Annotated in this window: 8 protein-coding genes; 7 read left to right on the top strand and 1 reads right to left on the bottom strand. The window is 63.6% G+C overall.

All coding sequences use genetic code 11. From position 1 onward, the window contains the following. Nucleotides 1–5: 5 nt before the first annotated feature. Nucleotides 6–1,826 carry a GGDEF domain-containing protein gene (locus D0T21_RS07710; protein WP_229211377.1) on the bottom strand — a complete coding sequence of 607 codons (1,821 nt, stop codon included), beginning with the start codon at nucleotides 1,824–1,826 and terminating at the stop codon, nucleotides 6–8. A gap of 166 nt (nucleotides 1,827–1,992) precedes the next feature. Between D0T21_RS07710 and D0T21_RS07705 the strand changes: the two genes are divergently transcribed. The 7 genes from D0T21_RS07705 (at nucleotide 1,993) to D0T21_RS07675 (ending at nucleotide 13,928) form a co-directional block, all read left to right on the top strand. Continuing rightward, on the top strand, nucleotides 1,993–2,637 hold the full coding sequence (locus D0T21_RS07705) for a methylamine utilization protein (RefSeq protein WP_116990749.1): 645 nt from the start codon (nucleotides 1,993–1,995) through the stop codon (nucleotides 2,635–2,637). Between the two features lie 14 nt (nucleotides 2,638–2,651). Then, a complete protein-coding gene (locus tag D0T21_RS07700) occupies nucleotides 2,652–5,069 on the top strand; it encodes a bifunctional diguanylate cyclase/phosphodiesterase (RefSeq protein ID WP_116990748.1) in 2,418 nt (805 codons plus the stop codon). A 77-nt stretch (nucleotides 5,070–5,146) separates the two neighbouring features. Beyond that, nucleotides 5,147–7,132 carry a BACON domain-containing protein gene (locus tag D0T21_RS07695; protein WP_147328045.1) on the top strand — a complete coding sequence of 662 codons (1,986 nt, stop codon included), beginning with the start codon at nucleotides 5,147–5,149 and terminating at the stop codon, nucleotides 7,130–7,132. Between the two features lie 145 nt (nucleotides 7,133–7,277). Further along, nucleotides 7,278–8,360 carry a DUF5694 domain-containing protein gene (locus D0T21_RS07690; protein ID WP_116990746.1) on the top strand — a complete coding sequence of 361 codons (1,083 nt, stop codon included), beginning with the start codon at nucleotides 7,278–7,280 and terminating at the stop codon, nucleotides 8,358–8,360. A 157-nt stretch (nucleotides 8,361–8,517) separates the two neighbouring features. Further along, nucleotides 8,518–10,689, top strand: a complete 2,172-nt coding sequence (locus D0T21_RS07685; protein ID WP_116990745.1) for a prolyl oligopeptidase family protein — start codon at nucleotides 8,518–8,520, stop codon at nucleotides 10,687–10,689. Further along, the gene (locus D0T21_RS07680; protein WP_229211376.1) at nucleotides 10,686–13,175 is read left to right on the top strand and encodes a zinc-dependent metalloprotease; all 2,490 of its coding nucleotides are present in this window, start codon (nucleotides 10,686–10,688) and stop codon (nucleotides 13,173–13,175) included. The genes D0T21_RS07685 and D0T21_RS07680 overlap by 4 nt, the downstream gene beginning before the upstream one ends. Nucleotides 13,176–13,274: 99 nt before the next feature. Further along, a complete protein-coding gene (locus D0T21_RS07675) occupies nucleotides 13,275–13,928 on the top strand; it encodes a DJ-1/PfpI family protein (protein WP_116990744.1) in 654 nt (217 codons plus the stop codon). Nucleotides 13,929–14,005 lie beyond the last annotated feature (77 nt).

The following is a 14,005-nucleotide window of genomic DNA, read 5'->3' as shown; positions in this document are numbered from 1 at the left end:
GCCGTTCAGCTGGGCTGTTGGCGGCGATCCACGAACAGGCTGTTGCCGTGGATTTTCTTGGCTTGTTTCTTCGATTCCGCCGCAGCGGTGGCGATCTGGTGGTGGGTGTAGTACTGGTGCGGCTCGACGCGGATCGCGCCGATCGACAAGCTCATCAGCGAGTAAAACACTTTCTTGCCTTGCCGGTCTTCGCTGATGTAGCCGCCGCGCTCGCGGTCCTCAATGCTGTAGAAGTCCTGCACGTTCCGTTCGAACTCTTGCAGGATGGCGTTGCAGCGGGCTTCCCAGTCTTCGCTCTGGAACAGGATCATGAAATCGTCGCCGCCGATATGGCCGACGAAGTCGCGGTTGGCGTCGGTGCGCTCGCTGAGCAGGCGTCCGGTCAGCTGGATCACGTCGTCGCCCCTGCGGTAGCCGTAGACATCGTTGAACGGCTTGAAATGGTCGAGGTCGAAATAGCAGACCCAGAACCGCGTGCCGCTTTCCAGCAGACGGTCGATATGCTCGTTGATCGGCACATTGCCCGGCAGCTGGGTCAGCGGATTGGCGTAGCGCGCCGCGTTGATCTGCATCTGCGTGATCTCGCGCATCAGGTCGTGGCCTGTGCCCATGCCCAGGTAGCGTCCCTGGTCGGTGATGATGAAGCCGTTGAACAGCTGCTGCGCGTCGGCCTGCACCATGCGGAAGCTCAGGTCTTGCAGACTGGTGTCCTTGTCGGCGATCAGCGCATTGCTGTCCATGAACTGCTTGCAGGACTTCTTACCGTACAGTTCGCGCTGGTAGGGGCGGGCGAAGTGCTCGATCATGTCGAAGCGGCTGACCAGGCCCAGCGGCACGCCGTCGTCCACCACCGGGATGATCAGCAGCTTGGGATGGCGCACGAAGATTTCGTACAGCTCGTTGTTGTTCATGCTGGACGGCACCGAGTCGGTCTGGTGCAGCAGCTTGTAGATGCTGGCGCCGTTCTTTTCCGCGCCGCGCTGCGGATAGACCGCCACGCCATTGCGCGCCAGCGCCTTGACCACCTCGGCCGGCGCGGCGCGGGCCGGCTGGGCGTGCGGCCGGCCCAGGTGGTAGCCCTGGCCGAAGGCGACGCCGACATCGCGCAGCACCAGCAGCTCGGCCTGGGTCTCGATGCCCTCGGCGATCACCAGCGTGTCGGACTTGTCGGCGATCTCCTGGATCGAACGCACAAACTGCAGCTTGACCGGATCGTGGTTGATGCCCTGAATGAAATGCATGTCGATCTTGACATACTCGGGCCGCAGCTCCGACCACAGCCGCAGGCTGGAGAAGCCTTCGCCGAGGTCGTCGATGGCGATCTGGAAGCCCATGTTACGGTAGTGCAGCACCGCTTCGCGCATCAGCTCGTAGTCGTAGGTCGGCTGGTTCTCGGTCAGCTCGATGATGACGCGGTCCGGGTTGATGCCGATCTGGTGGATGTATTCCAGCGTCTCGCCGTGCGGCGCGTCGCGCTGCATCAGGCATTCCGGGCTGACGTTGAGGAACAGCTTGCCGGGCAGCTGGAGCTCGGCAAAGCGCTCCAGCACCACGCGCCGGCACAGGTGCTCGACCTCGACCGTGAGGCCGTTGGCGCGCGCCACCTTGAACAGATTCATCGGCGCATGCAGCGGGCTGTCGGACGGCCCCCGTATCAAGCCTTCGTAGGCGATGATGTCGCCGCTCTGCATGTGTACAATCGGCTGGAACAGCGCGCTCAGCTGTCGGCGCGCCAGGATGTCGTACAGATGAGCGCGCAATACCGCCTCCTCGTCCTCGGCCTTGGGCGGAAGATAGATGATGTTGGGGCTGAGTACGGAATTCACGGTGAATGCTTGCCAAAAGTCGGTTTAACTGTACGATCTTAGTGTGCTTATGTGACCGTATGATGACGTGTGGAAATAATCTGCGGCAAACTGTGAAAAACCGTGCCGTAGATTATTGCCCACGCGCTACAATCTAAGCTGTACAACTATCGAGACCAGGCTTCCCATGCACCGTCACGCCCTCCGCCAGACCCTGTCGACCTTGTTATTGCTGAGCACGGCAAGCGCAGGCGCCACCGGCGTCACGGTGCAGGTGCAGGACGCCGGCGGCAAGGCCCTGGCCGACACCGTGGTCTATGTCGAGCCGGAAAGCGGCACGGCCAGCGGGCGCGCACCAGCCACGGCGGAAATCGAGCAGAAGGGCCTGAAGTTCGCGCCGCTGGTGAGCGTGGTACAGACCGGCGCCAAGATATTTTTCCCGAATAACGACAAGGTCAGGCATCACATCTATTCGTTCTCGCCGGCCCACAAGTTCGACCAGAAGCTGTACTCCGGCCAGTCGGCCTCGCCGCAGGTCTTCGACAAGGCGGGCACGGTGGTGCTCGGTTGTAATATCCATGACAAGATGCTGGCCTATGTCAAAGTGGTCGACACGCCGTATTTCGCCAAGACCGACGCCGCCGGCGCCGCCCGCATCGAGCTGCCGGCCGGCGGCAAGTACGTGGTCAAGGCCTGGCACTACAACACGGTCGGCGGCGCCACGCCGGAGCAGGTGGTGACGGTGAAGGCGGGCGACGCGCCGGCCAGCGTCACCTTCAAGCTGCCGATGAAACCGATCGTGGCCGACGACCCGTCGTCCACCACTCTTTAAGGGACAGCCCTAGCATGCGCATGCGCTTCCGCAGCTTGGAGAGCCGTATCGTCACACTGTTCCTGGTGTTGATCGTGGCTGTGCAGGTCATCGGCCTGCTGGTGATCCAGCGCGGCATCGACAACAATGCGCGCCTGTCCATCAGCAGTGAATTGGGCAACGGCTCCAAGGTGTTCCGCCGCCTGTTGGACCAGAACGCGCAAAACCTGCGCTTCGGCGCCCGCCTGCTGGCGCGCGACACCGCCTTCGTGGCCACCATCGGCAACAACGACGAGAACGATCGCGGTACCATCCTCTCCGCGCTGGACAACAGCGGCAAACGCATCAAGGCCTCGCTGTCGATGCTGATCAACGCCGACCGCAAGATCAGCGTCGCCACCAACAACAGCCAGGCGGCCGCGCTGGAGAAGCAGGTCGCCGGCATGCTTGATGCCGCCGAATCGTCGGTGGGCGCCAGCGGTATCGCCATCGTTGAACACCGGCCCTACCAGATCGTCGTCATGCCCATCCTGGCGCCGAGGACCATCGGCTGGATCGTCATGACCTTTCCGATCGACCGCCAATTGGCCAGCGACATGCGCGAAATCAGCGCGCTCGATACCGCCGTGCTGACCCGCGACGCGCAAGGCAAATGGCTGGCCGTGGGCTCGACCTTCTCCGTCCCGGTGACGCAGAGCGTGGTCGACCAACTGCAAACCCTGCCGGGCACGCCGGTCGGCCCATTCGACCTGACACTGTCCGCCGGCCAGTACAGCGCGCGCCTGCTGGCCATCGGCAGGGATGGCGGCCAGACCGCCAACGTCATGCTGGCCCGCTCGATCGACGAGGCGACCGCGGAATACAGCCGTCTTGAGCGCTGGCTGATCGGCCTGACGCTGGGCGGCATCGTGATCTCGGCGCTGGCCATCGTATTTACCGCCAAGCGCATCGCGCAGCCGATCAGCGAGCTGGCCGTCACCGCCAAACGCCTGGAGCAGGGCGATTACAAAGGCCAGATCGACACCAGCCGCGAAGACGAAATCGGCGCGCTGGCGCATGCCTTCGACGCGATGCGCGAGGGGATCGCCAAGCGCGAACAGGAGATCCGCCGCCTGGCTTACTGGGACACGCTGACCAACCTGCCGAACCGCGCGCAGTTCGTGCTGCTGCTGAACGACGCGCTGGCCAACGCCGCCAGGCGCGAGGAAACCGTGTTCGTGCTGATGATGGACCTGGACCGCTTCAAGCACGTCAACGACGTGATGGGCCACAGCTTCGGCGACGCCTTGCTGCGCCAGGTGGCCGGCCGCCTGCAGCTGCTGCTGGCCAATCGACGGCAGTCGTCGGCGCAGGTGGCGCGCCTGGGCGGCGACGAATTCGCGGTGCTGCTGCCGGCTTCCGACCTCGATTCCGCGCAGCGCGTGGCGGCCGAGATCCTGCAGGCGCTGGAGACGCCGCTGTCGCTGGAAGACCAGACGGTGGACATCGGCGCAGGCCTGGGCATCGCCGGCTACCCGGAGCACGGCAACGACGGCGAGGCTTTACTGAGCATGGCCGAGGTGGCGATGTACGCGGCCAAGCAGCGCAACGACGGCGCCGTGGTGTACGACGCGGCGATGGACAAGTCCAGCGAGAAGAGCCTGTCGCTGTTGACGGAGCTGCGCAACGCCATCGAACGCAACGAGTTCCGCCTGCACGTGCAGCCGAAGATCATGCTCGATACCGGCAAGGTGGTGGGCATGGAGTCGCTGGTGCGCTGGGCGCATCCGGAGCGCGGCAACGTGTTCCCCGACGAGTTCATTCCCTTCGCCGAGCAGACCGGCTTTATCCGCGTGCTGACCCGCTGGGTGATGGACAAGTCGGCGGAGCTGTGCCAGGAGCTGGCGGCCAAAGGCTATCCGCTCAAGGTGTCGGTCAACCTGTCCACGCGCGACCTGCTGGACCAGGACCTGCCGGCCAAGTTCGCCGAAACGCTGGCGCGCTACAAGCTGGCTCCCGGCTCGTTCTGCCTTGAGATCACCGAGAGCGCCATCATGGACGATCCGGTGCGCGCCCAGCACACGCTGGAGCGCCTGAGCGCCATGGGTGTCGATTTGTCGATCGACGATTTCGGCACCGGCTATTCGTCGCTGGCCTACCTCAAGCGCCTGCCGGTGAATGAGCTAAAGATCGACAAGTCCTTCGTGCTGAACATGGAGAACGACGTCGGCGATACCAAGATCGTCCGCTCCACCATCGACCTTGGCCACAACATGGGCTTGCGCGTGGTGGCCGAGGGCATCGAGAGCGAAGCCGTATGGCGCCTGTTGGCCGCGTTGGGATGCGACCAGGGGCAGGGTTACTTCATGAGCCGTCCCATCCCCGGCGACCAGTTGATCGCCTGGCTGGAAAAGTGGCAGGCGCCGATAGCCGTCGCCGCACCGGAACACCGCGAAATCGAGGTTGGCGATTAAGCCGCAGCCCTTGGTTGAATTGCTAAAAATGCAGCGTTAATTTACAATTAGAAGTTTGTAAATTGACAAGGTTGATCATGGAAGTCCGCGCGCGATATTGTGCAGTTTTTTTATTGGCTTTGCTGGGCGGTTGCGGCGGAGGTGGCTCCTCGTCGCCGGCGTCTGCGGCACCGGAGGCGGCACCGGCATTGGTGCTGGACCAGCCGGTCATCAAAGCAACGTTTTCCACGGCGGACCAGATTCCGTTGACGGTATCGGGACATGTCGCCAAACCCGCCGATTTCGCTAACGTCACCAAGGTGTATGCCTTGATCGTCGACACTGCCGGCGTCATATCGCCCGATGCCTGGGTTTCCGTGTCTGCCGACTATTCGTTCTACGGCTCTTTGCATCCGTCTTCGAATCTGGCGGTTGGCAGCTATACGGGCAATTTGCAGCTCAAGCTTTGCCGTGATGAGGCATGCAACAGCCAGTTCCCCGGCTCGCCTATGAGCCTGCCATATGAATTGCATGTCGCTCCGCCGGGCTACCCGACGTTTGCCGCGGTCCCTGCGCAACCGGTGGCGATCCGCATGCACCTGGACGGCGACGTGCCGGCGGCCATCCCGGTCGATGTGCGGGCCGAAGGCCGCACCTGGCGTGCTGCTGCCGGCGCCGCATGGATCAAGCTGGACACCGCCAGCGGCAGCGGCTCCACCAAGTTAAATGTCAGTGTCGACGCCAAGGGCCTGGCGGCCGGTACTTACACGGCGAACGTGACCTTGACGTCGGTCGACGCGGTCACCAGCACCTTCCCCGTTACGCTGACCATCGACGCCTTCGAGCACAAAGTTTTGGCTTCGGAAGCGGGCGTTGCTTTCACTTCGGTGCCAGGGTGGTCCCGCCTGAGCCGTACATTGACCGTCAGCGACAACCTGGGTAAAAACACCCGCTGGAGCGCCCATTCCGACCAGGCATGGCTGAGCGTGACCTCCGCTGGGCAGACCGCCGGCGACAATAAATTGACCTTGACCGTCAATCCAGCGGCACTGCCGGCCGACGCGATTAGCTATGCCACGGTGACACTTGGCGGGGACAACGGCGCCAGCGCGCCCGAACCAGTCAAAGTGGCGGTCTGGAAAGGCAGCAGCACCCCTTCTGCAACGGTGACGTCCAGCCGGGTTTATCAAAAAATGGTGAGCGATCCGGTCCGGCCGTGGGTGTATGCGCACAATGGCGGCGCAACGGTCGATATTTATAATCTGTACACCGGCCAGTTGGAAGGCAGCGTCACCGGGCTGCCGGCGCAGTTGGGGCAGATGTCGGTCAGCCCCAATGGCGACCGCTTGTACGTGCTCGAAGGCAGCGCGAACATCGTGGTGATTGACTTGGCCAGCCGCAAGCAGACCGGAACCTGGCCTATGCTGAAGGCAGGCCAGCCAACCAACGGTTGGGATACTTACGTCAAGGCCATGCGTATCAATGGGGTAGAGCTGGTGTTGGGCAGCGACGGCAGCGTATTTGTCGCGGCGACAGGCAAGCGCTTGCCCGACAGCGGTATCGGTTTTGGCAAGATGACGGTCAGCGCGGACGGCCGTGTGCTGGCGGCGCAAGACGAAAGTAAGTTGCGGCCGCTGTACACCGCAAATCTCGACTATACCGACACAGCCGGAGGTACGTTGAGGGCGCTTCCCATACCGGTTTACTATTCGGGCCGGCAAATTGCGTTAAGCGCCGACGGGCAGCGCCTGTACGTCACCGACGGTACCCGATACCAGTGTTCGTGGACGGCGGTGGGGACGGGGGGCGGCTTGGTCGGCCTGGATGCGAATGTCGCTTACCAGAACAATGTCCAGGTCGGCAGCGACGGTCGCATCTACTGCGGCTTCGATAGCTATTACGAGCCGACCGATATCCTGGTCTACGATACCAGTGGGACGCTGCTGAAAACGATGTATAACATTCCGGCTTCCGCCGGCAACTTGATGATTTCCGGTGACGGCTTGCTGGTGGTGACGGTGAGCGGTTCGCAAATAGACCAGGGCGTCAGCGGCACGCTCAACATCGCACCGGTCGGCCCCTGACGTGTGCTGTAGCCGTTGTTCCACCCGCGACGTATCCGGCGCATTTGCATTTCGTCTAGCCTAATCTGCAATACGTCGCATGGCTGCTCCAACGATGGCGCGGCAGCTTTAAGCTGTCGCGATTCCATTTACCTCAGGAGGTCCCATGCATCGTCTGCTTGCCGGTATCGTTGTCGTTTTCGCAGTTCAAGGCCAGGTGCGCGCCGCCGAATCCGGCGCCCTGGATTTTTCTCCCGGCGCATTCAAGTTGCAGCGGGGGCAGCCGAACGAGCTGATGGTGCTTGGCTCCGCCCATCTGTCGCAATTGCCGAAGTCCTTCGACCCCGCCAATCTGAGCTTGCTGATGGAACGCCTCGCGGCTTGGCAGCCCAAGGCCATCGCCATCGAGGCGCTGTCCGGGTCGCAGTGCGCTTTCCTGCGCAGCTACCCTGAGCGCTACGACGATACGGTCAAGTCCTATTGCTGGGACCCCGCGCCGGCCGCCAGTGCCACCGGCCTTGACGTCCCCGCCGCCACCGCGCAGGTGGATCGCACGCTGGCCGCATGGCCGGCGGCGCCGATGGCAGGCCAGCGGCGCAAGCTGGCGTCGCTGTTCCTGGCTGCCGGTGAACCCGCTTCCGCAACGGTGCAATGGCTACGCCTGCCGGCCGACGAAAGGCACGCCGGTGACGGCCTGAATGACAAGCTGGTGGAGATCCTGGACAAGCTGCGTCTAAAGCGCGGTGAAGATTATCTGATTGCGGCGTCGCTCGCAGCCCGCTGCGGGCATGAGCGGGTGTATCCGATGGATGACCACACGGCCGACTCCAACGAAGCCGATGAAAAAGCCTACGGCGCGGCGATCATGAAAGCGTGGGACAACCCGTTCAATGCGACGCGCAAGCTCCAGGACGATGCACTGTACGCCGGGTTGGCGACACCAGCCGGCGTGCTGGCGATGTACCGCGCGTTCAACGCCGCCGGCGCCGCCGAGCTGACCTTCCGCGGCGACTTCGGCGCCGCGCTGGAAGAACCGTCGCCCCAGCATTTCGGGCGCGGTTATGTCAGCTACTGGGAGACGCGCAACTTGCGGATGGCCTCCAATATCCGCGAAGCGTCCGGCTTGGTGGCGGGCCGCCGCACCCTGGTCGTCGTCGGCGCGTCGCACAAAGGCTATCTGGAAGCCTACCTGAACCAGATGCATGACGTGCGCGTCGTCAGCACGGACAGCATTTTGCGCGCCGAATAAAACACGCCGATAACGCATTCCTATCATTGCTTATTTGTCACAAATCAAGCTATGATCGACCGCGTGACGCGTGGTGGTTACTGGTGTCATTGAGCCCCGGCGGCGCCGTATCCCGGTTTGCCGCTTCCGAATATTCTTCGACTTTATGGGCTTTCGCATGAAGCATCTGAAATGCGCGGCACTGGCCGCCGCCGTCCTGATGGCGCACAGCGCCTCCGCCCAAACCTGCGCCGCCTCCGGCCCTGGCGTGAACTATCCCGTCACCCGCACCGTCGACCAGACCGACGACTATCACGGCGTCAAAGTGGCCGATCCCTACCGCTGGCTGGAAGACGCCAACAGCGACGAGACCCACGCCTGGGTCGTCGCGCAGAATAAACTGACGCAGGACTACCTGTCGCAGATCCCCGGCCGCGACGCCATCAAGACCCGCCTGACCAAGCTGTGGAACTTCGAGCGCTTCAGCGTGCCGTTCAAGGAAGGCGGCCGCTATTTCTACAGCCGTAACGACGGCCTGCAAAATCAGTCCGTGCTGTACACGATGAAGACGCTGGCCGACGTGCCGCGCATGCTGCTCGATCCGAACACCCTGGCCGCCGACGGCACCGTCGCACTGGCCGGCCTGGCGGTGAGCCCGAACGGCAAATACCTGGCCTACAGCACCGCCGCTTCCGGCTCCGACTGGAACGAAATCAAGGTGCGCGACATCGACAGCGGCAAGGACATCGAGGACCACATCAAGTGGGTCAAGTTCTCCAGCACCGCATGGCTGCACGACGGTTCCGGCTTCTTCTACAGCCGCTACGACGAGCCGAAGGAAGCGACCAAGCTGGCCGATGTGAACTACTTCCAGAAGCTGTACTTCCACAAAATCGGCACGCCGCAAAGCGCGGACACGCTGGTCTACGACCGTCCCGACCACAAGGACTGGGGCTTCGGCGGCGAAGTGACCGAAGATGGCCGCTTCCTCATCATCACCGCGTCGCAAGGCACGGAGAACAAGAACCGCGTCTACTACAAGGACCTGTCGCGCAAGGACGCCAAGGTGGTGCCGCTGCTGGAGGATTTCGACGCCGCGTATAACTTCATCGGCAATGACGGCATGGTGTTCTGGTTCCGCACCGAGCGCAATGCGCCGCGCGGGCGCATCGTCGCCATCGACACCCGCAAGTCGGGTGTGCTGAACTGGAAGCAGATCGTGCCGGAAACCGCCAACACCATGGTGTCGGCGTCGATCGTCAACAACCAGCTGTTGGTGGACTACCTGAGCGACGCCCACAGCCTGGTCAAGGTGTTCGACCTGAAAGGCAAGCCGCTGCACGATCTCGAACTGCCAGGCCTGGGTTCGGCGGGCGGCTTCGGCGGCAAGCGCGGAGATGCGGAGACCTTCTATTCGTACACCAGCTTCACCACGCCAACCACCATCTACCGCTACGACCTGAAGGCCAACAAGAGCAGCGTGTATCGCCAGCCGAAAGTGGACTTCGACCCGGCCGCGTTTGAAACCCGCCAGGAGTTTTTCACCAGCCGCGATGGCACCAAGGTGCCGATGTTCATCGTGTCGAAAAAAGGCCTGAAGCTCGATGGCAGCAATCCGACCTACCTGTATGGCTACGGCGGCTTCAATATCTCGCTGACGCCGTCGTTCTCGGTCGCCAACCTGGCGTGGCTGGAAATGGGCGGCGTCTACGTGATGGCCAATCTGCGCGGCGGCGGCGAGTATGGCGAATCCTGGCACGCGGCCGGCACCAAGCTGCAAAAGCAGAACGTGTTCGACGACTTCATCGGCGCGGCCGAATGGCTGGTCGCAAGCAAGGTGACGTCGCCTGCCAAGCTGTCCATCGGCGGCGGCAGCAATGGCGGCTTGCTGGTCGGCGCGGCGATGACGCAGCGTCCCGAATTGTTCGCGGCGGCGATTCCGCAGGTGGGCGTGCTCGATATGCTGCGCTTCCATAAATTCACCATCGGCTGGGCGTGGACCTCGGACTACGGCTCGTCCGACAACGCCGACGAGTTCAAGGCGCTGGTCAAGTACTCGCCGCTGCACAACCTGAAGAAGGGCACTTGCTACCCGGCGACCATGATCACCACCGCCGACCATGACGACCGCGTGGTGCCGGCGCATAGCTTCAAGTTCGCCGCGACCGCGCAGGCCGACCAGGCCGGCGCCGCGCCTATCCTGATCCGCATCGACAGCAAGGCAGGCCACGGCGCCGGCAAGCCGACCACCAAGCAGATCGAGGAAGTGGCGGACCGCTGGGGCTTCCTGAGCCGCGCGCTGAAGATGGATGGCGCTACGGAGGCCGTCAAAGCGGCAGGCCAGCAGTGAGGGCCGCGCCAGTCGCCGGGCCGCTGCTGTGCGCCATCCTGATGCTGGGCATGGCGCCGGTGGCGCCGGCGCTGGCGGCAACCGCCGAAGGTGCGCCCGCGCCTTCGGTCAAGAAGATCGCCGATGTCACGCGCGGCCTGCAATCGCAGCCGGGCTTCATCGACCTTTGGCGTGATACGGACAAGGGCAGGGTGCTGCTGTCCGTATCGACGCTGGAGCAGCCCTTTCTGCTATTGAGTTCCTTGCCTTATGCGCTGGGCTCGAACGACGTTGGCCTGGATCGCGGCCAGCCGGGCGAGATGCGCATGGTGCATTTTGAGAAGCACGGCGCGCGCCTGTTCCTGGTGCAGGAAAATACCAACTTCATCGCCGCCTCGGCGGACAAGGACGAACGCGCCGCTGTCACCGAATCGTTCGCCAGCGGCGTGCTGTGGTCGGGCGATATCCTCGCCAGTGAAGGCGAGCGCCATCTGATCGACTTCTCCGGCTTCCTGCTGGCGGACCGGCACGGCGTCGGCGCGCGGCTGAATGCCGCCAAGCAGGGCGCCTACCAGATCGACGCGGCACGCAGCGCGGTGCTGGCGGAGCAGGCCAAGGCTTTCCCTGACAACGTCGAACTGGAAGCGCTGCTGACCTTTGCCGGCCCCGGACAAGCGGAGTACGTGCGTCAGGTCGCGGCCGATGCCAGCAGCCTGTCGCTGCGCCAGCGCATCAGCATGGTGCGCCTGCCCGCGACCGCGACGGGCTGGCAGCCGCGCAGCTACCATCCATATTCCGGCGGCTTCGACGCCAGCTATTACGACTTCGCCACGCCGCTCGCCAGCAGCATCGACGTGCACTGGCAGGTGCGGCACCGCCTTGAGAAAACCGATCCGTCGGCCGCGGTCAGCACCGTCAAGAAACCCATCGTCTACTACGTCGACCGTGGCGCGCCGGAGCCGGTGCGCTCGGCCTTGATCGCCGGCGCTTCATGGTGGGCCAGCGCCTTCGAGAAGGCCGGCTTCAAAGATGCTTATCGCGTCGAGCTGCTGCCCGAAGGCGTGGATGCGATGGACATCCGCTACAACGTGATCCACTGGGTGCACCGCGCCACGCGCGGCTGGTCCTACGGGAACGCGCTGGCCGATCCGCGCACCGGCGAGATTATCCGTGGCGCCGTCACGCTAGGCTCGCAGCGGGTGCGGCAGGACATCCTGATCGCCGAAAGCCTGCTCGCACCGTACGGCAAGAACGCGCCGGCCGACAAGCAGAAACTGGCCGAGGCCATGGCGCTGGCGCGGCTGCGCCAATTGGCCGCGCATGAAGTCGGCCATACGCTGGGCTTCGCCCACAACTTCGCGGCCAGCCGCATGGGCAATGGCTCGGTGATGGATTATCCGCACCCCATCCTCAAGCTGGACGCCAAGGGCAACGTCGATATCGCCGACGCCTACGGTGTCGGCGTTGGTCCGTGGGACGACTACATCGTCAAGTACATCTACGGCGATTTCGGCAGCGGTGCGCAGGAACAGGCCGCGCTGGCCAAGCTGCGCGCCGACGCGCGCGCGGCCGGCATGCTGTACTCCAGCGACCAGGACGACCGCTCGCCCGGTTCCAGCCACCCCGATGGCTTGCTGTGGGACTTCGGTCCGGACTCGATCAAGACCTGGGACCAGCTGGGCGCCGTGCGCCAACGCGCGCTGCAGACCTTCTCGGTCGACGTGCTGCCGGATGCACGCCAGATCGGCGAGCTGGAAGCGCGGCTGGTGCCGGTCTATCTGCTGCAGCGCTATCAGGGCGAAGCGCTGGCGCGCCTGGTCGGCGGCGGCGATTTCGATTACGCCAGCAGCGGCGACGTCAAGGCCGGTCTGGCCAAGGCGGGCATCAAGGCCACGCCGGCGGCGGTGCAGCGCCAGGCCCTGAACCGTCTGGCCGACAGCCTGCGCGCCGAGTACCTGGCGCTGCCGGCCGGCGTGCTCGATATCCTGACGCCACCGGCGATGGGCCATGAACGCAGCCGCGAATACTTCACCACCCGTATGGAATCGGTGTTCGACGCCTTCTCGATCGCCGAAGCGGGCGCCGCGCAGACTGCCGGCTTCCTGCTCGACCCGGCCCGCATCAACCGCGTCGCCTGGCAGCACGCGCGCGATGCGCAGCAGCCGGGCGTGCAGGAAGTGCTGTCGCTGCTGCTGCAAAAGACGTGGAAGCGCGAGCCGGTGCCGGCCTCCGTTGCGGGCGGCGAGGCAGTGCAATTGGCGGCCAACTGGGTGGTGATCGACGCCACCCTGAATCTGCTCGACGGCGGCAAGCTGCATCCGCAGGTCGACGCGGAAGTGCGCCAGTCCGCGCGCGAGCTGGCGCAGTGGCTGCAAAAGAACCCGGGCAAAGGCGTCACCGCCGACAGCCGCAAGCAGGCGGCGGGGCTGATTGCCGCCTACCTGGCCGATCCGCGCAGCGTCAAACTGCGCGCCATGCCAGTTATCCCGCCGGGCGCGCCGATTTGAGCTAAGAGCCCTTCGCCATTGGCGGAATTTGCCCTAAGTTTGTCAGCGTGGGTACGTCGACCCGCTGCTAGACTTGGGTTTTTCCAAATAGGGATATCGATGAAAACTTTGCGCGCACTGCGACTGTTTGTTGGAATGCTATGCCTTGCGGCGTGTTTCGCCGTTTCCGCGCACGATATGTCTTCCAGCGGGCTGCGGGTGGCGATCGTGCTGTTCGAAGGCGTGGAGGAAATCGACTATGCCGGCCCGATGGAAGTGTTCGGTGCGAGCGGCGCGACGGTGTACACCGTCGGACAGACAAAATCGACCGTCGAATCGATCTGGGGGCTCAAGGTGACGCCCGACTACGATTTTGCCGATCTGCCGGAAGTTGATGTCTTGCTGGTGCCGGGCGGCGGAATACAGAACGCCTTGAAAAACGCTGCCTTGCTGGCGTCGATCAAGGCGCGCAGCGCCAAGGTGAAGGTTGTCATGTCGGTTTGCTCGGGCGCCTTCATCCTGGGTAAAGTGGGCCTGCTCGACGGCATCGCGGCTACCACTACCGTGTCCATGCGTCCTCAACTTGCCAAGCTCTTCCCGGCGACGAAGGTCCGCGACAAGCGCTTCGTCGATGCTGGAAAAGTCGTTACCACTGCCGGCCTTACCGCCGGCATCGATGGCGCGCTGTATGTGGTGGAACGCCAGTCGGGCCGCAAGCGGGCCGAGTCCGCCGCCGAGTACATGGAATACGATTTAAAGCCTGCACCAAAATGACGCCTTATTTCGGTGCGCACGGCCTTGGTGCATGTCCATGCACAAAATAAAAACACCTTGAAATCAAGCACTTAAAA

Origin of the sequence: Duganella sp. BJB476, assembly GCF_003416895.1 — a bacterium.
Classification (GTDB): domain Bacteria; phylum Pseudomonadota; class Gammaproteobacteria; order Burkholderiales; family Burkholderiaceae_D; genus Rugamonas.
This window is presented reverse-complemented; position numbering and strand designations above follow the sequence as displayed.

Coding starts and splice junctions, on each gene's coding strand:
- D0T21_RS07705 (WP_116990749.1), top strand. CDS start 1,993: ATGCACCGTCACGCCCTCCGCCAGACCCTGTCGACCTTGTTATTGCTG.
- D0T21_RS07700 (WP_116990748.1), top strand. CDS start 2,652: ATGCGCATGCGCTTCCGCAGCTTGGAGAGCCGTATCGTCACACTGTTC.
- D0T21_RS07695 (WP_147328045.1), top strand. CDS start 5,147: ATGGAAGTCCGCGCGCGATATTGTGCAGTTTTTTTATTGGCTTTGCTG.
- D0T21_RS07690 (WP_116990746.1), top strand. CDS start 7,278: ATGCATCGTCTGCTTGCCGGTATCGTTGTCGTTTTCGCAGTTCAAGGC.
- D0T21_RS07685 (WP_116990745.1), top strand. CDS start 8,518: ATGAAGCATCTGAAATGCGCGGCACTGGCCGCCGCCGTCCTGATGGCG.
- D0T21_RS07675 (WP_116990744.1), top strand. CDS start 13,275: ATGAAAACTTTGCGCGCACTGCGACTGTTTGTTGGAATGCTATGCCTT.